Source organism: Mycobacterium palustre (assembly GCF_002101785.1).
Classification (GTDB): domain Bacteria; phylum Actinomycetota; class Actinomycetes; order Mycobacteriales; family Mycobacteriaceae; genus Mycobacterium; species Mycobacterium palustre.
In genome coordinates this window covers 12,476-34,404 of the sequence record NZ_LQPJ01000115.1, presented here as the reverse complement: position 1 = coordinate 34,404, position 21,929 = coordinate 12,476, and the positions used below count along the sequence as shown (strand labels likewise).

At 70.3% G+C, this 21,929-nt stretch carries 23 protein-coding genes; 10 read left to right on the top strand and 13 right to left on the bottom strand.

The window, feature by feature from the left end:
* Nucleotides 1-70: 70 nt before the first annotated feature.
* The 7 genes from AWC19_RS18190 to AWC19_RS18160 all read right to left on the bottom strand — a co-directional run bounded on the left by AWC19_RS18190 (nucleotide 71) and on the right by AWC19_RS18160 (nucleotide 6,016).
* Nucleotides 71-547: a DUF3180 domain-containing protein gene (locus AWC19_RS18190; RefSeq protein ID WP_085079451.1), complete on the bottom strand. Its 477-nt coding sequence runs from the start codon at nucleotides 545-547 to the stop codon at nucleotides 71-73.
* The gene (gene folK, locus AWC19_RS18185) at nucleotides 547-1,095 is read right to left on the bottom strand and encodes a 2-amino-4-hydroxy-6-hydroxymethyldihydropteridine diphosphokinase (RefSeq protein ID WP_085079450.1); all 549 of its coding nucleotides are present in this window, start codon (nucleotides 1,093-1,095) and stop codon (nucleotides 547-549) included. Before folK ends, AWC19_RS18190 begins: the two co-directional genes overlap by 1 nt.
* Entirely contained in the window at nucleotides 1,092-1,493 is a 402-nt protein-coding gene (gene folB, locus AWC19_RS18180) for a dihydroneopterin aldolase (RefSeq protein ID WP_085079449.1), read from the bottom strand. Before folB ends, folK begins: the two co-directional genes overlap by 4 nt.
* On the bottom strand, nucleotides 1,486-2,289 hold the full coding sequence (gene folP / locus AWC19_RS18175; RefSeq protein WP_085079448.1) for a dihydropteroate synthase: 804 nt from the start codon (nucleotides 2,287-2,289) through the stop codon (nucleotides 1,486-1,488). The genes folB and folP overlap by 8 nt, the downstream gene beginning before the upstream one ends.
* 19 nt (nucleotides 2,290-2,308) lie before the next feature.
* Nucleotides 2,309-2,929 carry a GTP cyclohydrolase I FolE gene (gene folE / locus AWC19_RS18170; RefSeq protein ID WP_085079447.1) on the bottom strand — a complete coding sequence of 207 codons (621 nt, stop codon included), beginning with the start codon at nucleotides 2,927-2,929 and terminating at the stop codon, nucleotides 2,309-2,311.
* Between the two features lie 15 nt (nucleotides 2,930-2,944).
* A complete protein-coding gene (ftsH, locus tag AWC19_RS18165) occupies nucleotides 2,945-5,341 on the bottom strand; it encodes an ATP-dependent zinc metalloprotease FtsH (protein WP_085079471.1) in 2,397 nt (798 codons plus the stop codon).
* A 261-nt stretch (nucleotides 5,342-5,602) separates the two neighbouring features.
* Nucleotides 5,603-6,016: a VOC family protein gene (locus tag AWC19_RS18160; protein ID WP_085079446.1), complete on the bottom strand. Its 414-nt coding sequence runs from the start codon at nucleotides 6,014-6,016 to the stop codon at nucleotides 5,603-5,605.
* 128 nt (nucleotides 6,017-6,144) lie between these two features.
* On the opposite strand from AWC19_RS18160, the gene AWC19_RS18155 reads away from it, so the two are divergent.
* From AWC19_RS18155 to AWC19_RS18135, 5 genes are all read left to right on the top strand, one after another.
* Nucleotides 6,145-7,113: an alpha/beta fold hydrolase gene (locus AWC19_RS18155; protein ID WP_142281280.1), complete on the top strand. Its 969-nt coding sequence runs from the start codon at nucleotides 6,145-6,147 to the stop codon at nucleotides 7,111-7,113.
* Complete coding sequence (locus tag AWC19_RS18150) at nucleotides 7,110-8,300, top strand: LLM class flavin-dependent oxidoreductase (protein ID WP_085079445.1); 1,191 nt, start codon at nucleotides 7,110-7,112, stop codon at nucleotides 8,298-8,300. The genes AWC19_RS18155 and AWC19_RS18150 overlap by 4 nt, the downstream gene beginning before the upstream one ends.
* Nucleotides 8,300-9,313 carry a zinc-binding dehydrogenase gene (locus AWC19_RS18145; protein ID WP_085079444.1) on the top strand — a complete coding sequence of 338 codons (1,014 nt, stop codon included), beginning with the start codon at nucleotides 8,300-8,302 and terminating at the stop codon, nucleotides 9,311-9,313. The genes AWC19_RS18150 and AWC19_RS18145 overlap by 1 nt, the downstream gene beginning before the upstream one ends.
* 106 nt (nucleotides 9,314-9,419) lie before the next feature.
* Nucleotides 9,420-9,710 carry a CDGP domain-containing protein gene (locus tag AWC19_RS18140; protein ID WP_085079443.1) on the top strand — a complete coding sequence of 97 codons (291 nt, stop codon included), beginning with the start codon at nucleotides 9,420-9,422 and terminating at the stop codon, nucleotides 9,708-9,710.
* Between the two features lie 346 nt (nucleotides 9,711-10,056).
* Nucleotides 10,057-10,803, top strand: coding sequence for an SIMPL domain-containing protein (locus tag AWC19_RS18135; protein ID WP_085079442.1), 747 nt, complete (start codon nucleotides 10,057-10,059; stop codon nucleotides 10,801-10,803).
* A gap of 4 nt (nucleotides 10,804-10,807) precedes the next feature.
* On the opposite strand, the gene hpt is transcribed toward AWC19_RS18135, so the two are convergent.
* Genes hpt through dacB form a run of 4 tightly spaced genes read right to left on the bottom strand, consistent with a single transcriptional unit; the run spans nucleotide 10,808 to nucleotide 14,838 of the window.
* Nucleotides 10,808-11,419 (bottom strand): hypoxanthine phosphoribosyltransferase, encoded by a 612-nt coding sequence (gene hpt / locus AWC19_RS18130; protein ID WP_085079441.1) that lies wholly within the window; start codon nucleotides 11,417-11,419, stop codon nucleotides 10,808-10,810.
* Nucleotides 11,420-11,462: 43 nt separating this feature from the next.
* Nucleotides 11,463-12,422, bottom strand: coding sequence for a tRNA lysidine(34) synthetase TilS (gene tilS / locus AWC19_RS18125; RefSeq protein ID WP_085079440.1), 960 nt, complete (start codon nucleotides 12,420-12,422; stop codon nucleotides 11,463-11,465).
* Nucleotides 12,401-13,456, bottom strand: coding sequence for a zinc-dependent metalloprotease (locus AWC19_RS18120; protein WP_085079484.1), 1,056 nt, complete (start codon nucleotides 13,454-13,456; stop codon nucleotides 12,401-12,403). Before AWC19_RS18120 ends, tilS begins: the two co-directional genes overlap by 22 nt.
* On the bottom strand, nucleotides 13,453-14,838 hold the full coding sequence (gene dacB, locus AWC19_RS18115) for a D-alanyl-D-alanine carboxypeptidase/D-alanyl-D-alanine endopeptidase (protein WP_142281279.1): 1,386 nt from the start codon (nucleotides 14,836-14,838) through the stop codon (nucleotides 13,453-13,455). Before dacB ends, AWC19_RS18120 begins: the two co-directional genes overlap by 4 nt.
* A 114-nt stretch (nucleotides 14,839-14,952) precedes the next feature.
* Between dacB and AWC19_RS18110 the strand changes: the two genes are divergently transcribed.
* Nucleotides 14,953-15,441, top strand: coding sequence for an inorganic diphosphatase (locus tag AWC19_RS18110; RefSeq protein ID WP_085079438.1), 489 nt, complete (start codon nucleotides 14,953-14,955; stop codon nucleotides 15,439-15,441).
* A 119-nt stretch (nucleotides 15,442-15,560) separates the two neighbouring features.
* Here AWC19_RS18110 and AWC19_RS18105 read toward each other — a convergent pair whose 3' ends face one another.
* Nucleotides 15,561-16,709, bottom strand: a complete 1,149-nt coding sequence (locus tag AWC19_RS18105; protein ID WP_085079437.1) for a DUF475 domain-containing protein — start codon at nucleotides 16,707-16,709, stop codon at nucleotides 15,561-15,563.
* Between the two features lie 91 nt (nucleotides 16,710-16,800).
* Here AWC19_RS18105 and AWC19_RS18100 point away from each other — a divergent pair, with 91 nt between their 5' ends.
* From AWC19_RS18100 to AWC19_RS18090, 3 genes are read left to right on the top strand one after another with little or no spacing between them, the layout of a single operon-like run.
* Entirely contained in the window at nucleotides 16,801-18,063 is a 1,263-nt protein-coding gene (locus tag AWC19_RS18100) for a hypothetical protein (protein ID WP_085079436.1), read from the top strand.
* A 23-nt stretch (nucleotides 18,064-18,086) separates the two neighbouring features.
* The gene (locus tag AWC19_RS18095; RefSeq protein ID WP_085079435.1) at nucleotides 18,087-18,788 is read left to right on the top strand and encodes a glycosyltransferase family 2 protein; all 702 of its coding nucleotides are present in this window, start codon (nucleotides 18,087-18,089) and stop codon (nucleotides 18,786-18,788) included.
* Nucleotides 18,789-18,801: 13 nt separating this feature from the next.
* Nucleotides 18,802-19,155 carry a DUF2304 domain-containing protein gene (locus AWC19_RS18090; RefSeq protein ID WP_085079434.1) on the top strand — a complete coding sequence of 118 codons (354 nt, stop codon included), beginning with the start codon at nucleotides 18,802-18,804 and terminating at the stop codon, nucleotides 19,153-19,155.
* A 5-nt stretch (nucleotides 19,156-19,160) separates the two neighbouring features.
* Here the strand turns inward: AWC19_RS18090 and AWC19_RS18085 are convergent, their stop codons facing one another.
* Nucleotides 19,161-20,105 (bottom strand): NAD-dependent epimerase/dehydratase family protein, encoded by a 945-nt coding sequence (locus tag AWC19_RS18085; protein ID WP_085079433.1) that lies wholly within the window; start codon nucleotides 20,103-20,105, stop codon nucleotides 19,161-19,163.
* On the opposite strand from AWC19_RS18085, the gene AWC19_RS18080 reads away from it, so the two are divergent.
* A complete protein-coding gene (locus AWC19_RS18080; protein ID WP_169718127.1) occupies nucleotides 20,071-21,903 on the top strand; it encodes a hypothetical protein in 1,833 nt (610 codons plus the stop codon). The two genes, AWC19_RS18085 and AWC19_RS18080, sit on opposite strands and share 35 nt — an antisense overlap.
* Nucleotides 21,904-21,929: the final 26 nt, after the last annotated feature.

The window sequence follows — 21,929 nt, the reverse complement described above, 5'->3', positions numbered from 1 at the left end:
TGTACCTGCGGGAGGTCACTGCGCGTGTCGCGCGACCCCGGCGATTCTCGGCCGGGTCGGTCGGGGCACGCTAGTTCTCCGCGCCCTCGCCGTGCTCCGTCGGGTCCTGCGGCGACTTGCAGCAATGCTGCAGCCACAGCGCGGCCACCACCAGCGCCAGCGCGCTGACGGCCGCCACCACCGCCCCCGTGGTGTCTTCCGCTGCGACCCGCAGCCACGACCGCCGCGGCAGGAAATACACCAGCACGCCGACCCACCAACCCAGCACCAGCGCGCCGACCCAGGCCGACGCCTTGGCCACCACCACGGTGCGGGCCACCGCCAGCGGGTGCAGCCAGCCGGGGCCGACGCCGATTTCGCCGTCGTTGATCTTGGTCCGCACGTAGCGCGCCCACAGCGCCTCGGCGATGGCCACCCCCAGCAGCGACAGGCCGGTCCACACGGTGATCGGCGGAAACCACCGGTACAGCGCGAGGACCAGCAGATAGCCGACGACCGCGGCGCCGACCACCGCGGCCGTCAGGTCACGCTTCCGGGTCGGCCCCATCAGGGCTCCGGTTCCGGATCTTGTCTGGGGTTGAGGTGCAGCGTGAGGCTGGACAGCCGAACACCGGCTCGGTCGGCGGGGTCGAGTTCGGCCAGCAGCTGCGCGACGGGACGCGCACCCTCGGCCACCGTCAGCCGCGCGTCCGGCTCGATGGCCAGCCACGGCACCATGACGAAGGCCCGCAGGTGGGCCAGCGGGTGCGGCAGCGTGAGGTTGGGTTCCCGGACGACCACCTCGGTTTCGCCCTGCTCGTAGCAGGCGATCAGGTCCACGTCGAGGGCCCGCGGGCCCCAGCGTTCGCCGCGGACCCGGCCCGCCGCCTGTTCGAACCTTTGCGCCCGCCGCAGCCAGCCCTGCCCGTCGCACGTCGGGTCCCCGGCGATCAGCACCGCGTTCAAAAACGGCGCCTGCTCCACCCGGCCCCAGGGGTCGGTCTCGTAGACCGGGGAGACCGCGCGCACGTCCTCACCCAGCCCGTCGACCACCGATTGCAGCCGGGCCAGCCGGTCCCCGAGGTTGGAGCCGATGGACAGCACGACGCGGCTCATACGGCCCCACCGGCCGGGATCACCGAACCGTGGCCACCGCGGCGCGACCGGCGAACCACGACGGCTACGTCGGAGAATTGATGCGGGATGGGCGCCTGCGGCTTGTGCACCACCACCTCGACGGCGTGCACCCGGGCATCGTCCATCACCCGGTCGGCGATCTCGCCGGCGACGGCCTCGATCAGCTTGCGCGGCGGCCCCGCGACGACCCTGGCGGCCAGCTGGGCCAGCGCGCCGTAGTCGTAGGTGTCGGTGAGGTCGTCGCTGGCCGCGGCGGCGGCCAGGTCGATCCACACCGTGATGTCGACGACGAAGTCCTGGCCGTCGGCGCGCTCGTGCTCGAAGACGCCGTGCCGGCCGCGAACAGCCAGACCGCGCAGCTCGATTCGATCAGCCATCGGTTGCCGTCCACTCTTCGACGACCTTGACCGCGTCGACGGTGGCGCGCACGTCGTGCACGCGCACGCCCCACGCCCCGTACAGCGCGGCCAGCGCGGATATCACCGCCGTCGCCGTCTCGCGCCCGTCGGGCGGGCGCGGCGACCCGTCGGGCCCGGCAAGCAGCGTGCCGAGGAACCGCTTGCGCGAGGCGCCCAACAGCACCGGGATCCCCGTGGCGACCAGCTGCGGCAGCGCCCGCAGCAGCGCCCAATTGTGTTGTCCCGTCTTGGCGAATCCCAACCCCGGATCGATCACGAGGTTGTCCGGGTCGACGCCGGCGGCCACCGCGTCGTCGACGCTAGCCAGCAGCTCGGCACGCACCTCGGCCACCACGTCGCTGTAGGACGGGGCCTCGTGCGGGCGGTCCGACGACACCGGTCGCCAGTGCATCAACACCCAGGGCACGCCGGCCTCGGCCAGCAGCGGAGCCATCGCGGGATCGGCCCGCCCGCCGGACACGTCGTTGACGATCCGCGCGCCGCTTTGCAGCGCCGCCCGCGCCACCTCGGCGTGCATGGTGTCGATGCTCACCGTAATGCCCTGGGCGGCAAGCGCTTTGACGACGGGGACCACGCGCGACGTCTCGACCCGCGGGTCGACGCGGGTGGCACCGGGCCGGGTGGATTCGCCCCCGACGTCGACGATGCCCGCGCCCTCGGCGGCCATCTCTAGGCCGTGCGCGACGGCGTCGTCGGCATCCAGATAGCGACCACCGTCCGAGAACGAATCGTCAGTGACGTTCAGGACTCCCATAACCTGCACAGGCGCGGGCTCACTTACGCAGGATCAGGTCGAGCGCTTCGGCCCGGGAGGCCGGACTGGTCTTGAACATGCCACGCACCGCCGACGTCGTGGTGATGGCGCCGGGCTTGCGGACCCCGCGCATCGCCATGCACAGGTGCTCGGCCTCGACCACGACGATCACGCCGCGCGGATCGAGCTTGTTCACCAGGGCGTCGGCGATCTGGCTGGTCAGCCGCTCCTGCACCTGGGGCCGCCTGGCGTACAGGTCCACCAGTCGCGCGATCTTCGACAGGCCGGTCACGCGGCCGTCCACGCCGGGGATATACCCGACGTGGGCGACCCCATGGAACGACACCAGATGATGCTCGCAGGTGGAGTACAAGGGGATTTCCTTGACGATCACCATCTCGTCGTGGTCCTCGTCGAACATCGTGTTCAAGACGGAGTCGGGCTCGGTGTAGAGCCCGGCGAACATCTCGCGGTAGGCGCGCGCGACGCGGGCCGGGGTGTCCTGCAGGCCGTCCCGATCGGGGTCCTCGCCGATCGCGAAGAGCAACTCGCGGATCGCGTTCTCGGCCCGTTGCTGGTCGAACACCCGGATGCGTGGAGTCGCGTGGCGGGTATCGGGGCCCAAATCCGGTAGCGCCATGGAATCCTCCGTTCGTCAGCCGTGGGCCGGCGGATTGGACCGGCTCACGTCGTCATCCTGCTTATCAGGCGACTTTCCCGCCTCCGGGGCGGGCTGCCCGGGCGGCGGATAGGGAGGATACGGCGGGTAGGACGGATGGGCCGGGTGCCCGTGCCCGTAGGCCTGGGGGGCGTGCTGGCCGGGATAACTCGGCGCCGGCTGTGGGTGCGGCTGCGGCTGCGGCCAATAGGGCTGCTGCGGCTGGGCCGGGGGGTACCAGTGGTTCGGCTGCTGTTGCTGCGGTGGCCATCCCGGCGCGTACCAGCCCGCCGGGGCGCCGTAGTCCGGTTGGGTGGGACCGTGCGCCGCGGGCTGACGGCCGCCCGGACCGCCGTGGGAACCATTGCCGCCGTTGGCATTTCGTTCGGCGTGCGCCCGCGCGGCTTCGGCGGCCTCGCTGGCCCGCGCGATCGCGGCCTTGAAGGCCGGCTCGGCAACGGGCGGCGGCCACGGCTCGCCGCGCTCGATCGCCAGCTCGCCGGGCGTCTTGATCGGCGGCTTGTCCGAGGGAATGCGGCCGCCGAAGTCGTCGAACATGGTGAGCCGCGGCCGCTTTTGGACGTCGGCGAAGATGCTCTCCAGCTCGGGTCGGTGCAGCGTTTCCTTCTCCAGCAGCTCGCCGGCCAGGGTGTCGAGCACGTCGCGGTATTCGGTGAGGATCTCCCATGCCTCGGTGTGCGCCGCCTCGATCAGCTTGCGGACCTCGTCGTCGATGTCGCGGGCGACCTCGTGCGAGTAGTCGGCCTGCGTTCCCATGGTGCGGCCCAGGAACGGGTCGCCGTGCTCGGTGCCGTACTTGACCGCGCCGAGCTTGGAGCTCATGCCGTATTCGGTGACCATGGCGCGGGCCACCTTGGTGGCCTGCTCGATGTCGGACACCGCGCCGGTCGTCGGCTCGCGGAACACCAGCTCCTCGGCGGCGCGTCCACCCATCGCGAACACCAGCTGGGCGATCATCTCCGAACGGGTGCGCAGGCCCTTGTCCTCCTCCGGCACCGCGACCGCGTGGCCGCCGGTGCGCCCACGGGCCAAAATCGTCACCTTGTAGACGGGGTCGATGTCGGGCATCGCCCAGGCCGCCAGGGTGTGGCCGCCCTCGTGGTAGGCGGTGATCTTCTTTTCCTGCTCGCTGATGATCCGGCCCTTGCGCCGCGGGCCGCCGATCACCCGGTCGACGGCCTCCTCCAGCGCCGCGCCGGTGATGACGGTGCCGTTTTCGCGGGCGGTCAACAGCGCCGCCTCGTTGATGACGTTGGCCAGGTCGGCGCCCGTCATCCCGACGGTCCGCTTGGCCAGCCCGTCCAGGTCGGCGTCCGGCGCGATCGGCTTGCCCTTGGAGTGCACCCGTAGCACGGCGCGGCGACCGGCGAGGTCGGGGTTGGTGACCGGGATCTGCCGGTCGAAGCGGCCGGGCCGCAGCAGCGCGGGATCGAGGATGTCGGGCCGGTTGGTGGCCGCGATCAAGATGACGCCGGCGCGATCACCGAAGCCGTCCATCTCGACCAGCAGCTGGTTGAGGGTCTGCTCGCGCTCGTCGTGGCCGCCGCCGAGCCCGGCGCCGCGCTGGCGGCCGACCGCGTCGATCTCGTCGACGAAGATGATGCACGGGCTGTGCTGCTTGGCCTGCTCGAACAGGTCCCGGACGCGGGAGGCGCCGACACCGACGAACATCTCGACGAAGTCCGAGCCGGAGATCGTGAAGAACGGCACCCCGGCCTCGCCGGCCACGGCGCGGGCCAGCAACGTCTTGCCGGTGCCGGGCGGACCGTAGAGCAGGACGCCCTTGGGGATCTTGGCGCCGAGCGCCTGATACCGGCTGGGGTTCTGCAGGAAGTCCTTGATTTCGTAGAGCTCCTCGACCGCCTCGTCGACGCCGGCGACGTCGGCGAACGTGGTCTTGGGCATGTCCTTGGAGAGCTGTTTGGCCCGGGACTTGCCGAAGCCGAAGCCCATCCGGGCGCCGCCCTGCATCCGGGAGAACATCACGAACAGACCCACCAGCAACAGCAGCGGCAAGACGTACACCAGCAGCTCGCCCAGGATGCTGCCTTCGTTGACGACCGTGCTGACCTTCGCGTTCTTGGCGGTCAGTGCGTTGAAGAGGTCGACGGCATATCCGCTGGGGTACTTGGTGATGACCTTGTCGGAATTGTCGGTGTCCTTGGTGCCCTTCTTCAGGGTCAGCCGGAGCTGCTGTTCTCGATCGTCGATCTGCGCGCTTTGGACGTTGTCGCCGGTGATCTGGGCCATCGCCACCGAGGTGTCGACGGGCTTGTAACCGCGAGTGTCGTCGCTAAAGTAAAAGAACGACCAACCCAGCACCACCACGACGGCGATCGCCGTGATGGTGCGAATCAAGTTTTTTCGGTTCATCAATCATCGGCCTCTTCGGCCAGGTCCTTCCCCGATACACGAAGCTGGAAAAGTCCAGGCTACCGCCTGTGGCGATCGCGAGCCCCGGCAGAGCCGGGGTGAAGCGGGTCGCCACCATCGTTTCCGTGGCGATCGCGAGCCCCGGCAGAGCCGGGGTGAAGCGGGTCGCCACCATCGTTTCCGCGGCGATCGCGAGCCCCGGCAGAGCCGGGGTGAAGCGGGTCGCCGCGTCCTTAGGATTAACGACCGGGGGTTCCCGAACTACTCGTAGTGGCGGGCCTCGATGACGTTGCCGTCAGGGTCGGCGAAATAGAAAGCCTCCGGCGCCCATCCGCGGGCCCCGAAGGTGCGGTTCATCCGCGCGCCGGTATCGACGCCCTCGGCCCGCAGACGCCGGTCCAGCTCGTCGAACTCGGCCTTGGACAGCGCGAGACAGACGTGGTTGACGGGATTGCCGGCGCTGCCTTCGGCCTTCGCGACCGCCCCGACACCGTCGGCCATCTCCATGGGCATCAGGTCGATGATCGACTCGTCGCAGACCCGCACGCTTGGAAACGGCGCCTCGCCGGCCTCGAATTCGCTCACCCGCACCGGCGCCAGCCCCACGACCCGCGAATAGAAATCGATGGCCGCCCGCGGATCCCTCGTCCACAGGACGACGTGGTCCATGCGCACCGCCGACCCACCTCGCCTTCTTCGATCGCCGTATCCCCATGATGCGCGGCCGCCGCCGGCGATATCTACGTCCATCCCAACCAGATCGAGCCCTTCTCAGCCGGGGGCCGTTGTGATTTGGTGGGACGGTGCGCTCATCAACCGAACGGTTAGTGGACACCAACGGCGTGCAGCTGCGGGTGACCGAGGCCGGTGATCGCGGCGCGCCCGTCGTGGTCCTCGCCCACGGCTTTCCCGAGCTGGCTTTTTCCTGGCGGCACCAGATACCGGCCCTCGCCGAGGCCGGCTACCACGTGCTGGCGCCCGATCAGCGCGGCTACGGCGGCTCGTCGCGCCCGAATGCGATCGAGGCGTACAACATTCACGAGCTGACCGCCGACATCGTCGGGCTGCTCGACGACGTCGGCGCCGAGCGCGCCGTGTGGGTCGGCCACGACTGGGGCGCGGCCGTTGTATGGAACGCGCCGCTGCTGCACCCCGAGCGCGTCACGGCCGTCGCGGCGCTCAGCGTCCCGGCCCTGCCCCGCCCGCATCGAGCGCCGACGGAGGTGTGGCGCAAGAGGTTTGGGGACAACTTCTTTTACATCCTGTACTTCCAGGAGCCCGGCGTCGCCGACGCCGAGCTCGACGCCGATCCCGCCCGCACCCTGCGCGGGATGATGGCCGGCATCGGCGCAACCGGCGACCCGGCGGCCGGGCTGCGGATGCTGGCCCCGGGCCCGGAGGGCTTCGTCGAGCGCCTTGCCCAACCCGACGCGCTGCCGCAGTGGCTGAGCCAGGAGGAACTCGACCACTACATCAGCGAATTCTCCCGCACCGGGTTCACCGGCGGCCTGAACTGGTACCGCAATTTCGACCGCAACTGGGAGACCACCGCCGAACTCGCCGACGCCAAGATCGATGTCCCATGCCTGTTTATCGGCGGGACGGCCGACCCGGTCTTGACGTTCACGCCCGCCGATCGGGCGACCGAGCTGATCGCCGGGCCGTACCGCCAGGTGATGATCGACGGGGCGGGACACTGGCTGCAGCAGGAGCGGCCCGACGAGGTCAACGCGCTCCTGCTGGAGTTCCTCAACGGATTGGAGCTGCGATGAACGCGCCCCTGCGGTTCGGCGTCTTCATCACGCCGTTTCACCCCATCGGCCAATCCCCAACCGTGGCACTGGAATACGACATGGAACGCGTCGTCGCGCTGGACCGCCTCGGCTTCGACGAGGCCTGGTTCGGTGAGCACCATTCCGGCGGATACGAGCTGATCGCCTGCCCGGAGGTGTTCATCGCCGCGGCGGCCGAACGCACCAAGCACATCCGGCTGGGTACCGGCGTGGTCTCCCTGCCCTACCACCATCCGCTGATGGTGGCCGACCGCTGGGTGCTGCTCGACCACCTGACCCGCGGCCGGGTGATGTTCGGCGCGGGGCCCGGCGCGCTGCCGTCCGACGCGTACATGATGGGCATCGACCCCGTCGACCAACGGCACATGATGCAGGAGTCCCTCGAGGCGATCCTCGCGTTGTTCCGTGCCGGGCCGACCGAACGGATCGACCGCCACACCGACTGGTTCACGTTGCGGGACGCCCAGTTGCACATCCGCCCGTACACCTGGCCCTACCCCGAAATCTCGACGGCGGCAATGATTTCGCCGTCCGGCCCGCGGCTGGCCGGTGCGCTGGGGACGTCGCTGCTGTCGCTGTCGATGTCGGTGCCGGGCGGCTACGCCGCGCTGGAAAACACCTGGGAGGTGGTGCGCGAGCAGGCCGCCAAAGTCGGCCGCGACGAGCCCGACCGGGCCGGCTGGCGCGTGCTGAGCATCATGCACGTCGCCGACACCCGCGAGCAGGCCATCCAGGATTGCACCTACGGCCTGCGCGATTTCGCGAACTACTTCGGGGCGGCAGGATTCGTTCCGCTGTCCAACACGGTCGACGGCGAGACTCAAACACCGTACGAATTCGTCGAAGACTATGCGGCCAAAGGCAATTGCTGCATCGGGACGCCCGACGACGCCATCGCGCACATCGAGGACCTGCTGGAGCGCTCCGGCGGCTTCGGCACCCTGTTGATGCTGGGTCACGACTGGGCGTCTCCGGAGGCGACCTACCACTGCTATGACCTGGTCGCCCGAAAGGTGATGCCCTACTTCAAGGGTCAGCTCGAGGCATCGCGGTCGTCGCACGACTGGGCCAGGGGCAAGCGCGACCAACTGATCGGCCGCGCCGGTGAGGCCGTCGTCAAGGCCATCACCGAGCACGTCGACGAGCAGAAAGGGGCGGAAAGCTGATGCGCGCTTCGGTTTTGCGGGACGGTCGCATGGTGTACCGCGACGACGTGCCCGATCCCGTGCCCGAACCCGGTCAGGTACTAGTCGGGGTGCGGGCGTGTGGGATCTGCGGCTCCGATTTGCATTTCGCCGCCCACGGGGCCGACGTGGTGGCGATGACGGCGAAGGTGGCCCGTGGCACCGGCGGCATGGACGTCGACCTGGGCCGCGACATCTTCATGGGCCACGAGTTCAGCGCCGAGGTGCTCGCGGCCGGGCCGGACACCGAGACCCACAAGCCCGGCACGCTGGTCACCTCGCTTCCGGTGTTGTTGTCGGCCAAGGGCGTCGAGCCGATCGTCTACAGCAACAGCACGATTGGCGGCTACGCCGAGCGGATGCTGCTGTCGGCGCCGCTGCTGCTGCCCATCCCCAACGGCCTGGACCTCAAGCATGCGGCCCTGACCGAGCCCATGGCGGTGGGGCTGCATGCCGTCAACAAGTCGAACATCGCGGTGAACGAGACGGCCCTGGTGCTGGGCTGCGGCCCCATCGGCATCGCCATCGTCGCGGCCCTCCGCGCACGCGGGGTGGAAACGATTGTGGCGTCGGACTTTTCGCCGAAGCGCCGCGAGCTGGCGGCCGCGATGGGCGCCCACCAGACGCTGGACGCCGGCCAGGGTTCGCCGTTCGACAGCGTCAAGCCCGCCGTGGTGTTCGAAGCGGTCGGGGTGCCGGGGATCATCGACGACGTGCTGCTGCGGGCCCGGCCGGGCACCCGCCTGGTGGTCGCCGGGGTGTGCATGCAGCCCGACACCGTGCATCCGTTTTTCGCGATCGCCAAGGAGATCAGCGTGCAGTTCGTCCTGGCCTACACGCCCGACGAGTTCGCCGATTCGCTGCGAGCGCTGGCCGAGGGCGAGATCGACGTCACCCCGCTGATCACCGGCGAGGTGGGCCTGGACGGGGTGGGGCAGGCCTTCGACGACCTCGCCGATCCCGAGCGGCACTGCAAGATCCTGGTCACGCCGTAGGGCGAACGGCCTTGCCGACCGTCCCGCGTGCTGCGAGGCTCTAAGGGGTATTCGCCACCCCAAAGTAGTCGGCAACGTCCCAGCTGCGATGCGACGGGAGGCAACCATGAAGCGCAGCATCGCCGGAGGTTTGGCCGCCTGGCTGGTGGCCGCGGGCCTACTCGCCTTTGCGCCGCCGGCCAGCGCCGGCTGCCAGTACGGCGGAGCCTTTCTCAGCAAGTGCGACGGACCGGTCCAGCCCGACGGCACCTGGCAACGGTGCGTGGCGGCCCCCCAGCTGGTCCCTCATGGCGCGAGTTCTTACCTGGTGCCCGACAGGCGCTGCGACCTGATGGGTCCCGATCAGCACCCCGCGGATCTCGCCCTCGCCGACCCACCCACGCACATCGACGGCTGATCCGCCGCTCTGCGTCATCCTCCAGCAGGGGGCTGGGTCACGCAGCCCATCAGGGGCAGGCCGCCGCAAGCGCCTCGGGCCAGACCATCACCAGCGACATGGGGTCCTGCCCGAAAGTGAGTTCGATCAACGGATTTCGGAGAGGGCGGCGCCACCAAACAGCTCAGAGGTTAGGCGCGCACCGTCCCGGCGCGCCACAACCCACTAGCGGATCGGATACGCTGCCCCCTATGGGGAAGCGGCGAAAGTTGCTGGAAAGCAACATGTTTAGCGTGCGGCATGACCCTTGATGCGATTGCCGCGGCACACACTATGCATTGCCGACCGGTGGCGCTAAGGTCCGCACATGCCGATCGCAACGAACGCCCCCAAGTTGCTCCGCAGGTCGATCGCTTTCGCGGCGATCGGCGTGACCGTCGCCGCGCTGGCGGCCTGTGACGAGCACGCCGCCGCGCCGCCGGGCGCCAATCCGCGCCAGGTGACCGTCGTCGGCTCCGGCCACGTGCAGGGCGTCCCCGACACGCTGACCGCCAACGTCGGCATCGAGTTCACCGCCCCGGACGTCACCTCCGCGATGAACCAAACCAGCGATCGCCAACAAGCGGTGATCAACGCCCTGGCCGGCGCGGGCCTGGACCGCAAGGACATCAGCACCACCACGGTCACGCTGCAGCCGCAGTACAGCAACCCCGAACCCAGCGCCGCCCCCAACATCACCGGCTACCGCGCCACCAACGCGATCCAGGTCAAGATCCACCCGACCGACGCGGCGTCGCGCATGCTGGCCGTCATCGTCGGCGCCGGCGGCGACGCCACCCGCATCACCTCGGTGAGTTACTCCATCGCCGACGACTCGCAGCTGATCAAGGATGCCCGCGCGCGGGCGTTCAACGACGCCAAGAGCCGTGCGGACCAGTACGCCCAACTGTCGGGCCTGCGGCTGGGAAGGGTGCTGTCGATCTCGGAGGCCTCGGGCGCCGCGCCAGCGGCCGGGGCGCCGTCGGCACCGCCGCGCGCGGCGGCCGCGGTTCCCCTAGAGCCGGGCGAGCAGACGGTGAGCTTTTCGGTGACCGCCGTGTGGGAACTTGCCTGACCCGTTACTGCTCGTAGACGCGCGGGTCCAGCATGCCGATGTAGGACAGGTCGCGGTAACGCTCGTCGTAATCCAGGCCGTACCCCACGACGAATTCGTTGGGGATGTCGAAGCCCACGTACGCGATTTCGACCTTGGCGCGCATCGCATCGGGCTTGCGCAGCAGCGTGCACACCCGCAGCGAGCGCGGCTGCCGGCTTTTCAGGTTGCGCAGCAACCAGGACAGGGTCAGCCCCGAGTCGACGACGTCCTCGACGATCAGCACGTCGCGGTCGTGGATGTCGCGGTCCAGGTCCTTGAGGATCCGCACCACGCCCGACGACGACGTGGACGACCCGTACGAGCTGACCGCCATGAACTCGAACTGGGTCGGCACCGGGATCGCGCGCGCCAGGTCCGTGACAAAGATCACCGCCCCCTTGAGCACGGTGATCAGCAACAGGTCCTGGCCCGTCTCGGCGGCCAGGTCGCGGTAGTGGTTGCCGATTTCCTCGCCCAACTCGGCGATGCGGGCCTGAATCTGCTCGGCGGTGAGCAGCACCGACTTGATGTCCCCCGGGTACAGCTCCGCGGACTCAGCCGGGGTGCTCGCCGGGGAGATCTGGGCCACGCCCACAGAGTGCCACGCGCACGGGCCGATAACCAACGGCGGCCCCCGTTTACACAGGTTCGCGCCACATCGTGAGCAGGCCGTCGCGCCGCCCGGCGATCAACCGCTCACCGCGCAACGCCGAGCCCACCGCCACGCCGCCCTGCCCGCGCCAGGCGGTGACCAACGCGTCCACGCCGCGGATCTGCTTGTCGGTCAACCCGGTCGCGCCCGCGGCCAGCAGCCACCCGCGGATCACCCTGCGCCGCACCGGCCCGGGCAGCTCGGCCAAGTCCCGGGCGACCAGCCCCGCATCCTCTTGCACGCCGGGGCGGGCCTCCTCGGCGAGCGCGTCGAGCAGCTCGGTGTCCTCGCGCAGCGCCGTGGCGGTGCGGGCCAGCGCCTCGGCCACACCGCCACCCAGGATGTCCTCCAGCAGCGGCAGCGCTTCGAGACGCAGCCTCGCGCGGGTGAATCGGCGGTCGCTGTTGTGCGGGTCCTGCCACGCGGCCAGGCCCAGCTCCCGGCACGCGGCGTGCGTGACGGCGCGTCGCACCCCCAACAGCGGCCGGCACCATGGCGGGTCGTGCGGGCGCATCCCCGCGATCGAGCGCACCCCCGAGCCGCGCCCCAGGCCCAGCAGCACCGTCTCCGCCTGATCGTCGAGGGTGTGGGCCAGCAGCACCGGCCCGTCGCGCCGCGAGTCGAGCGCGGCGTAACGGGCGGTGCGCGCGGCCGCCTCCGGGCCGCCCTCCACCCCGACCTGCACCGAAAGCACTTGCGCAGCAACGCATCCCACCGCGAGCGCTTGCTGTCGCGCGGTCTCGGCGACGGCGGCCGAGTCGGCCTGCAGGCCGTGGTCGACGATCAGCGCGGTGGTGGGCCGCAGCGGGGCCGCGACGGCGGTCAGCGCCAGCGAGTCGGGGCCGCCGGACAGCGCCACGCACCAGCGCTCCTCGCCGCCGAGATGGGTCCGGGCGAACGCTTCGACAGCCGTGCGCAGCTGCCCTACAGCACCCTGTCGATCCATCGCGAAGGGTCTTCGATCTCGGCGGGCAGCGGCAGCGTCTCGGGACCCGACCAGACGGCGTTGAACCGTTCCATCCCGACCCTGCCCACCACGTGGTCGACGAACGCCTTGCCGCGGGTGTATTGGCTCAGCTTGGCGTCGAGACCGAGCAGCGCGCGCAACAGCCGCTGCAGCGGGGGTTGCTTGCGGTGGCGACGCTCGTCGAACCGCCGCCGGATGGTGGCCACCGACGGCACCACCCGCGGCCCGACCGCATCCATGACGTGGTCGGCGTGGCCCTCCAGCAGGGTGCCGAGCACCAGCAGCTGATCGAGGGCCTTGCGTTGCGGCTCGGATTGCACGGCGCGCACCAGGCCCAGAATCGGCGAGCCGGCGTCGGGCCCGTCCCCGGCGCCGCGGTTGCGGACGAACTCGGCGAGCCGGCGCGCCACGTGCGTGATGTCTTCGCCGGCGTCCTGGGTGAGCAGCCCCAGCGACTCCGACATGTAGTCGGCCAGCCAGCGATTGGCGGTGAACTGCACCCGGTGAGTCACCTCGTGCAGGCACACCCACAACCGGAAGTCGGACGGCTCCACCCGCAGCTGGCGCTCGACGGCGATGACGTTCGGATACACCAGGAGCAGCAGGCCCGCCCCGGCCCCGTTACCGGTGGCGAACGGGTCGTACTGGCCGAGGATGCCGGACGACACGAACGCCAGCACCGCGCCGGTCTGCGCGCCGGTGATGCGCCCGGTGAAAAAGCCGCGCGGCTTTTCGCCACCCTTGGTCATCACTCGCATCGACTCGGCCGCGGCCCCAATCCATTCGGCGCGGTCGACGATGCGGGCCGGCGGCACCGCCCCATTGGTGGCCAGGCCCGTGACGTCGCGCACCGGCGGTTCGGCCTTGGCGGCCGCGTCGGTCAGTTCGTCGATCACCCGGCGGCGGGTGTAGTCACTGGCCGCCGGGCCCGGCCGTGCCAGGCGCTGGCCGACCGTGGCCGCGAACCGCCAGTCCACGGCGGTTCCCAGGGTCAGGTTCGACGATGGGGTCATGCGCACCCGCAGGTCCACAACCTGCTGGCCAGGGCGTCCATCGCGTTGCGGCCGTTGGGTCCGGCGGCGTTGGAGATGAAGGCGAACGTCAGCACCCGCCCGGTGCGGTCGGTGAGCACCCCGACCAGGGAGTTGATGTCGGTGAGCGAGCCGGTCTTGGCCCGCAGCCACCCGGCCGGACCGCGGTCGGTGGCCGGGTCGAGGAACCGGTCGGCCAGCGTCCCGCTGCCGCCGGCGATGGGAAGCAGGTCCAGCAGGGCGCGCAGGGCCGGCTGGTCCGGGCCGGCGGCCGCCTGCACGACGCCGTCGAGCGTCTTGGCCGTCAAGCGGTCGTCGACCGACAGGCCGCTGGAATCCATCAGCGCGGCCCCGGCCGTGTCGACGTGCGCGGTGCTCAACCGGTTGGTGACCGCGTCGACGGCGCCGGCGAAGCTGCGGGGCCGGTTGATCGCGGCCGCCACCTCCCGAGCGATGCACTCGGCCATCACGTTGTCGGAGTGGTCCATCATCTGCTGCAGCCGCTGGATGAGCGGCGCGGACTGCACCACGGCGAGCTGCCGCGCCCCGGCCGGCGCGGTCGCGATCGTCACCGCGGCGGGGTCCAGGCCCAGCGCCTTGGCCAGCTCCCGCCCCGCGTCCAGCGCCGGCGTCTTGGACCGCCTCGAATTGACCGTGGTGGGCTGGATGCGCCCGGCGTCGACCATCACGGACTCGATCGGCGCGATGTCGCCGTTGTCGACGTCGGCCGGATCCCAGCCCTGCGCCATCGTCGGGCCGCTGAAGGCGGAGGTGTCCACCTGTACCGACGTCGGTGTCATGCCGCTGCGGCGGATCTGCTCGACGAGGTCGCTGATGCGCGCCGACCCGCGGTACCAGGTGTCCACGCCGGGCGGCGCGGCCGACAACAGCGGGTCACCGGCGCCGACCAGCACGACGGGCCCCTGCGCGTTTTGGCTGCCGGCCACCACGCGGGTGCTGATGCGGGCCTGGCGGTCCAGCGTCAACAGCGCCGCGGCCGCGGTCAGGACCTTGTTGGTCGACGCCGGGGTCAGCGGCAGGTCCTCGGCGACCTGCCACAGCTCTTTGCCGGTGATGGCGTCGGTGATGCGCCCGCCGAGCCTGCCGAGGTTGGGGTCGGCCGCCGCCGGGCCCAGGGTGGCCGCCACCCCGGCGGGGCTGGGCGTCTCGGCGGTGTCGGCGACGGGGACCATCCCCGGCTTGACGGTCGGCGGGCGCGGCGGGGGCACCGGGACGTGTGCGGCCCCGGCGCCGTGACCGCCCGTGGTGAAAAACGTCGCCGCGGCCACCACGGCGGCGACGAACGCCAGCACGGCCAACCCGATGAACACCTGGGTGGATTTCCGCCAGCGAGTCGGACCCATCACTCTCCTGACTGTTTGAACCCATTCTGCCGAATCGGCCCGGTAACGCTCGACTAGGGTGATGCCCGACCAACTGAGCTACCCAGGACTATCCCTCATAAAGGAGCCGGCACGGTGCAATTCGACGTGACCATCGAGATTCCGAAAGGCCAGCGCAACAAGTACGAGGTCGATCACGAAACCGGGCGGGTGCGCCTGGACCGCTACCTGTACACGTCGATGGCCTACCCCACCGATTACGGCTTCATCGAGGACACGCTGGGCGAGGACGGCGACCCGCTGGATGCGCTGGTGCTGCTGCCGCAGCCGGTGTTCCCCGGCGTGATCGTGGAGGCGCGTCCGGTCGGAATGTTCCGGATGGTCGACGAGGCCGGTGGCGACGACAAGGTGCTCTGCGTTCCGGCCGGTGACCTCCGGTGGGACCACATCCAGGACATCGGGGACGTCCCGCAATTCGAGCTCGACGTGATCAAGCACTTCTTCTCGCAATACAAGGCGCTCGAGCCGGGCAAGTTCGTCAAGACGGCCAACTGGGTCGACCGGGCCGAAGCCGAAGCCGAGGTGCAGCGTTCGGTGGAGCGGTTCAAAGCGGCCGAACATTAGGGCCCGCTGACGCTTCCGGCGTAACCGCGGCGCGCCGAAGCGTCGATGCGGGCGCTGCCCACTAGGAGCGGCAGAGCGTCTACGCGCGTGCCGGCAAGGAGCTCGACGGCCTGATCGTGCTACCGGCCCCGGCGCGGGCCAGCATCGAGCGGCGCATCGCCGGCCAGATCGGGGCCTGACCGGTCAGGTTTGACCGGCCAGGGCGGGCGCGCGTTGCGCCGGTTGCGCCACACGCTCCAGGCCAGCGCCGCCCCGATGAAGACCACGCCCACCGAGGCGGCGGCGACCTCGGGGACCTCGAACCGCGGCTCGATGGAGAGCAGCATGATCACGGCCAGCACGCCGATCGCCCAGTGCGCGCCGTGCTCCAAGTAGACGTAGCGGTCCAGCGTGTCCTGCCGGACCAAGTAGATGGTGATCGAGCGGACGAACATCGAGCCCACCAGCCCCAGGCCCAGCGCGATGACGATCGGATCGGACGTGATCGCGAAGGCGCCGGTCACCCCGTCGAACGAGAAGGCGGCGTCGAGCACCTCGAGATATGCGAACAGGCCCAGCGCCGCCTTGCCGACGGCCGTGCGGGCGGTCCCGACGTCGACGTCGGTTGGCCGAAAGGCCCGGCTCAATCCGTTGACGACCAGGTAGGTCACCAGGCCCAGCACCCCGGCGTTGAGCACCGTCGCGCGTTCGTCGCTGGAGTGCGTCAATGCGGTCCCGGCGAGCACCAGCGCGACGCCGGCCACCACCACCGGCACCTGTCCGAGCCGGCCAACGCGGGCGAAAGGCACCTCAATCCACTTGAGCCACTTGATGTCTCGGTCGTGAAAGAGGAAATCCAAAAACAGCATCAGCAGGAACGTCCCTCCGAAGGCCGCGATCTGCGGGTGAGCCGCGACGATCAGCTTCTCGTAGCTGGGCGAGCCGTCGGGGTACTCCAGCGCGCCGTGTGCCGGCGGATCGAGCGCCAGCTCCATCGAGCGCACCGGCCCGATGCCCGCGGTCGCCCACACGATGACCAACGGGAAGACCAGCCGCATGCCGAACACGGCGATCACGATCCCGACCGTCAGGAACATCCGCCGCCAAAAGCGGCTCATCCGCTTGAGGATCGCCGCGTTGATGACGGCGTTGTCGAAGGACAGCGAGATTTCGAGCATGGCGAGCACCAGCAGCAGGAACATGGCGTTCAGGCCGCCGTGCGCGTAGCCGACAACGAGGGCCGCGATGGCGCACAACAGCGAAAAACCAAAGGTGCGGAGCGCGGCCATGGATCCTTTCTCGACAGTCGCCAACCCTAGCGATCCGTTTCGCCGACCCGGGCCGCCAGTCCTGCGCACTTACTATTTTCAAATTGTGGCGATGCCCGAAGTCGACGGTACCGAAGCCTCCACCGGGGCCGGCCCGATCGCGCGCGGCAGCGTGGCCCGGGTCGCCACCGCGACCGCGGTAACCGCGCTGTGCGGCTACGCGGTGATCTACCTGGCCGCCCGCGACCTGGCCCCGAGCGGCTTTTCGGTGTTCGGGGTGTTCTGGGGCGCGTTCGGGTTGGTCACCGGCGCGGCCAACGGGCTGCTGCAGGAGGCCACCCGGGAGGTCCGCTCGACGCAGTACATCGAGGTCGTCGGCCGCCGGACCCATCCGCTGCGGGTGGCAGCGATGGTCGGCGTCGCCGCCCCCGCGGTGATCGCGGGAAGCTCGCCGCTGTGGGGCGGGCGGGTGTTCGTCGAGGCGCGCTGGCTGTCGGTGGCGCTGCTGGCCGTCGGACTCGCCGGGTTCTGCCTGCACGCCACGCTGTTGGGGATGCTGGCCGGCACCAATCAGTGGACGGTGTACGGGTCGCTGATGGTGACCGACGCCGTGATCCGGGTGGCGGTCGCCGGGGCGACCTTCGTGATCGGCTGGGGGCTGGCCGGCTTCCTGTGGGCGACCGTGGCGGGTGCGGCGGCCTGGCTGATCGTGCTGGGCGCCTCCCCGACCGCCCGGGTCGCGGCCCGGCTGCTGACGCCGGGCGGCACCGCGACATTTTTGCGCGGCGCCGCCCACTCCATCACCGCGGCGGGAGCCAGCGCGATCCTGGTGATGGGTTTTCCCGTGCTGCTGAAGCTGACCAGCACGCAACTGGGGGCGGAGGGCGGGGTGATCATCCTGGCGGTGACGCTGACGCGCGCGCCGCTGCTGGTGCCGCTGACGGCGATGCAAGGCAACCTGATCGCCCATTTCGTCGACGAGCGCACCGACCGGGTTCGGGCGCTGGTGACGCCGGCGGCGATCGTCGCCGGCATCGGCGCGGTCGGGGTGGCGGCCGCGGGGATGGTGGGGCCGTGGCTGCTGCGGGTGGCCTTCGGGGCGCAGTACCAGGCCAGCAGCGCGCTGCTGGCCTGGCTGACGGCGGCCGCCCTCGCGATCGCGATGCTGACCCTGACCGGGGCCGCCGCCGTCGCCGCCGCGATGCACCGGGCCTACGCCGCGGGCTGGGTGGGTGCGACGGTCGCCTCGGGGCTGCTGCTGCTGTTGCCGTTGCCCCTGCAGACCCGGACCGTCGTCGGCCTGCTGTGCGGACCGCTGGTGGGAATCGCGGTGCACCTGGTGTCGCTGGCGCGCGCCGGGCGCCCGACCGCCTGATCCCGTGTACCTTGTGGGCTTGAATGGACAGTGAAACGCATTACCCGGGCGTCTGGATCGTCATTCCCGCCTTCAACGAAGCCGCCGTCATCGGCGAGGTGATCGCCGACGTCCGCTCGGTCTTTGATCACGTCGTCTGCGTCGACGACGGCAGCACCGACGGCACCGGCGAAATCGCCCGGAAGGCCGGGGCCCACCTGGTGCGCCACCCGATCAACCTGGGTCAGGGCGCGGCCATCCAGACCGGAGTCGAATACGCCCGGAAGCGGCCCGGCGCGCTGGTTTTCGCCACCTTCGACGCCGACGGCCAGCACCGCGTCAAGGATCTGGTCGCGATGATCGACCGGCTCGGCGCCGGTGACGTCGACGTCGTGATCGGGACGCGGTTCGGCACCGACGAGGGCAGCCGGCCGCCGTTCGTCAAGCGGATGGTGCTGCGCACCGCGGCCAGGCTGAGCCGCCGCGGTCGGCGACTTGGCTTGACGGACACCAACAATGGGCTGCGGGTCTTCAACAAGAAGGTCGCCGACGGGCTGGACATCACCATGAGCGGGATGAGCCACGCCAACGAAATCATCGTGATGATCGCCGAAAACCATTGGCGTGTAACCGAATACCCGGTCGAGGTGCTCTACACCGAATACTCGAAGTCCAAGGGGCAGCCGCTGCTCAACGGCGTCAACATCGTCTTCGACGGGTTCCTGCGAGGGAGGATTCCAAGATGAATAGGACGCAACGATGAACTGGATCCAGGTGCTGCTGATCTCCTCGATCGTCGCGCTGCTGGTCTACCTGCTGCGGTCGCGCCGCAACGCGCGGTCGCGGGCCTGGGTAAAGGTCGGATACGTGTTGTTCGTGCTGGGCGGCATCTATGCCGTGCTGCGCCCCGACGACACGACGGTGGTGGCGCACTGGTTCGGGGTGCGCCGCGGCACCGACCTGATGCTCTACGCGCTGATCATGGCGTTCAGCTTCACCACGCTGAGCACCTACATGCGGTTCAAGGATCTCGAGCTGCGGTACGCGCGGCTGGCGCGGGCCGTGGCGCTGGAGGGCGCGCAGCAACCCGAAGAGGTGGCCGAACCGCGCTAGCTTGGCTAGCCGGTGCGCACGCTGCGGAAGTACTCCACCGTGCGGCGCACACCCTCGTCCAGCTGAACCCGGGGGCGCCAACCCAAAACCTCTGCGGCCAAACCGATGTCGAGGCAGGACCGCTTCAGGTCGCCCAGGCGCGGGGGGTGGAACGCCGGGTCGTCGGGTCCACCGACGGCCGCGGCCACCACCGAATGCAGTTGGCGGTCCGACGTTTCGACGCCGGTGCCGATGTTGAACCGCTGCCCGCCGCCGGCGTCCCCGGAGGCCTTGACGAAGGCGTCCACCACGTCGTCGACGAACACGTAGTCGCGGGTGTTGGTGCCGTCGCCGAACACCTTGGTGGGCTTGCCCGACAGCAGCGCCCGGGCGAAGATCGCCACCACGCCCGCTTCGCCGTGCGGGTCCTGGCGCGGGCCATAGACGTTGGCCGGCGCGATGTGCGAACACTCCAGGCCGTACAGGTTGCGGAAGGTGTTCAGGTAGATCTCGCCGGCCACCTTGCCCGCGGCGTACGGCGAGGCCGGGTCGGTGGGCACCGTCTCCGGGGTGGGGTAGACCGGCGGCGTGCCGTAGATCGATCCGCCCGACGAGGTGTGCACGATCTTGCGCACCCCGGCCCGGCGCGCCGCCTCCGCCAGCCGCACGGTGCCGATGACGTTGACCGAGGCGTCGAATTGCGGGTCTGCCACCGAGTGCCGCACGTCGATCTGGGCCGCCAGGTGAAACACCACCTCCGGGCGGTGCTCGTCAAGGATGGCCCGCAGGTCGGCGGCCACGATGTCGGCCTCGACGAAGGCGTACGCCGGGTTGCCGGCCAAATGCTCAAGGTTGGTCGCGCGGCCGGTGGCGAAGTTGTCCAGCCCCACCACCGTGTGGCCGTCGGCCAGCAGGCGGTCGACTAGCGTCGAGCCGATGAATCCGGCTGCCCCGGTGACCAGTGCGTGCACCGGCCCACCATACCGGCGGTCCGCGCGGCTACCTCGGGTGGCGCTGGCCGCCGCCGCGCTGATCGCCGTCCAGCTGACGATCCGCGCGGTCCTGGCGTTCGGGGGCTACTTCTACTGGGACGACCTGATTCTGGTCGGCAAGGCGGGAACCGAGGGGCTGCTGTCGCCGTCATACCTGTTCGACGACCACGACGGCCACGTCATGCCGGGCGCCTTTTTGGTCGCCGGCGCGATCATCCGGGCGGCGCCGCTGGATTGGACCTGGCCGGCGGTCAGCCTTTTGGCGCTGCAACTGCTGGCGTCGCTGGCGCTGCTGCGCGCGCTGCACGTCATCCTGGGCTGGCGCCGGGCGCTGCTGGCCCCCTTGACCTTCGCGCTGTTCACGCCGCTGGCCGTGCCGGGTTTCGCGTGGTGGGCGGCGGCGCTGAACTCGCTGCCGATGCTGGCGGCGCTGGCGTGGACGTGCGCCGACGCGATCCTGTTGGTGCGCACGGGAAACCAGCGCTACGCGGTGACCGGCGTCCTGGCGTACCTCGGCGGGCTGCTGTTCTTCGAGAAGGCCGCCGTGATCCCGTTCGTGGCGTTCGCCGTGGCGGCCCTGCTGTGGCACGTGACCGGCGACGGGTCGGCGGTGCGGACGGTGTGGCGGGCCGGTCTGCGGTTGTGGGTGGCGTCGCTGGCGCTGACCGCCGGCTGGGTCGGGCTGTATCTGGGCGTCGTCGACCAGCGGCGCTGGAGCACCGACCTGGCGATGACGGGCGCGCTGCTGTGGCGGTCGATCACCCACGGCATCGTGCCGGCACTGGCCGGCGGGCCGTGGCGCTGGGACCGGTGGGCGCCGGCGTCGCCGTGGGCCACGCCCCCGCCGTCGGTGATGGCGCTCGGCTGGCTGGTGCTCGCCGGGGTGGTGGCGGTGTCCCTGCTGCGCAAGCAGCGCATCGGTGCCGTGTGGCTGACCGCGGCGGGTTATGCCGTGGCGTGTCAGGTGCCGATCTATCTGATGCGCTCGTCCAAGCAGACCGCCCTCGAACTCGCCCAGACCCTGCGCTACCTGCCGGACCTCGCGGTGGTGCTGGCGTTGCTGGCCGCCGTCGCGCTGTGCGCCCCGAACCGACCGGCCGCGCCGCGGTGGCTGGATGCCGCGCCCAAGCGCGCCGCGGTGACGGCGGGTCTGGCGGTCGCGTTCGTGGCCAGCAGCCTGTATTCGACGGCGACGTTTCTGGCCAGCTGGCGCGACAACCCCGCGCAGCCCTACCTGCAAAACGCCCGGGCCGGCCTGGCCGCCGCGCGCGCGGCCTCGGATGCGCCGCTGCTCGACCAGGAGGTCGATCCGCTGGTGCTGCAGCGGGTGGCGGCGCCGCAGAACCTGGCCAGCCACATGTTCGCACTGCTGCGCGATCGGCCCGAATTTTCCTCTGCGACAACGCAATTGCGCATGATCGACAGCTCGGGCCGGCTGATCTACGGGCGGGTGACCTGGATCCGCACGATCGCCCCCGGCCCCATGCCGCGGTGCGGCTATTTCGCGCAACCGGACAAGCCGGCGCGGCTCGTCTTGGACGGGCCGCTGCTGCCGGCCGACTGGACCGTCGAACTCAACTACCTGGCCAACAGCGACGGTTCCATGACGCTGTCGCTGAGCCAGGGGCCCGACGTCAGGGTGCCGGTGCGTCCCGGCCTCAACCGGATCTTCGTCCGGCTGCCCGGCGCCGGGGACGCCATCACGGTGCGGGCCAACACCGCCGCACTGGCGTTGTGCCTCGCGTCGGGACCCGTGGGCTTCGTCGCGCCCGCCTGATCGTGCGAACCGCCGACGCGCGACGC

Bases quoted from the DNA above. Each gene is read 5' to 3' on its own strand.
- AWC19_RS18095 (WP_085079435.1), top strand. From the start codon at position 18,087: ATGGACAGTGAAACGCATTACCCGGGCGTCTGGATCGTCATTCCCGCC.
- AWC19_RS18105 (WP_085079437.1), bottom strand. From the start codon at position 16,709: ATGGCCGCGCTCCGCACCTTTGGTTTTTCGCTGTTGTGCGCCATCGCG.
- folK (WP_085079450.1), bottom strand. From the start codon at position 1,095: ATGAGCCGCGTCGTGCTGTCCATCGGCTCCAACCTCGGGGACCGGCTG.
- AWC19_RS18100 (WP_085079436.1), top strand. From the start codon at position 16,801: ATGCCCGAAGTCGACGGTACCGAAGCCTCCACCGGGGCCGGCCCGATC.
- ftsH (WP_085079471.1), bottom strand. From the start codon at position 5,341: ATGAACCGAAAAAACTTGATTCGCACCATCACGGCGATCGCCGTCGTG.
- folB (WP_085079449.1), bottom strand. From the start codon at position 1,493: ATGGCTGATCGAATCGAGCTGCGCGGTCTGGCTGTTCGCGGCCGGCAC.
- folE (WP_085079447.1), bottom strand. From the start codon at position 2,929: ATGGCGCTACCGGATTTGGGCCCCGATACCCGCCACGCGACTCCACGC.
- AWC19_RS18120 (WP_085079484.1), bottom strand. From the start codon at position 13,456: ATGACCCCATCGTCGAACCTGACCCTGGGAACCGCCGTGGACTGGCGG.
- AWC19_RS18145 (WP_085079444.1), top strand. From the start codon at position 8,300: ATGCGCGCTTCGGTTTTGCGGGACGGTCGCATGGTGTACCGCGACGAC.
- AWC19_RS18090 (WP_085079434.1), top strand. From the start codon at position 18,802: ATGAACTGGATCCAGGTGCTGCTGATCTCCTCGATCGTCGCGCTGCTG.
- AWC19_RS18135 (WP_085079442.1), top strand. From the start codon at position 10,057: ATGCCGATCGCAACGAACGCCCCCAAGTTGCTCCGCAGGTCGATCGCT.
- AWC19_RS18190 (WP_085079451.1), bottom strand. From the start codon at position 547: ATGGGGCCGACCCGGAAGCGTGACCTGACGGCCGCGGTGGTCGGCGCC.
- AWC19_RS18080 (WP_169718127.1), top strand. From the start codon at position 20,071: ATGAATCCGGCTGCCCCGGTGACCAGTGCGTGCACCGGCCCACCATAC.
- dacB (WP_142281279.1), bottom strand. From the start codon at position 14,838: ATGGGTCCGACTCGCTGGCGGAAATCCACCCAGGTGTTCATCGGGTTG.
- AWC19_RS18140 (WP_085079443.1), top strand. From the start codon at position 9,420: ATGAAGCGCAGCATCGCCGGAGGTTTGGCCGCCTGGCTGGTGGCCGCG.
- AWC19_RS18150 (WP_085079445.1), top strand. From the start codon at position 7,110: ATGAACGCGCCCCTGCGGTTCGGCGTCTTCATCACGCCGTTTCACCCC.
- folP (WP_085079448.1), bottom strand. From the start codon at position 2,289: ATGGGAGTCCTGAACGTCACTGACGATTCGTTCTCGGACGGTGGTCGC.
- tilS (WP_085079440.1), bottom strand. From the start codon at position 12,422: ATGGATCGACAGGGTGCTGTAGGGCAGCTGCGCACGGCTGTCGAAGCG.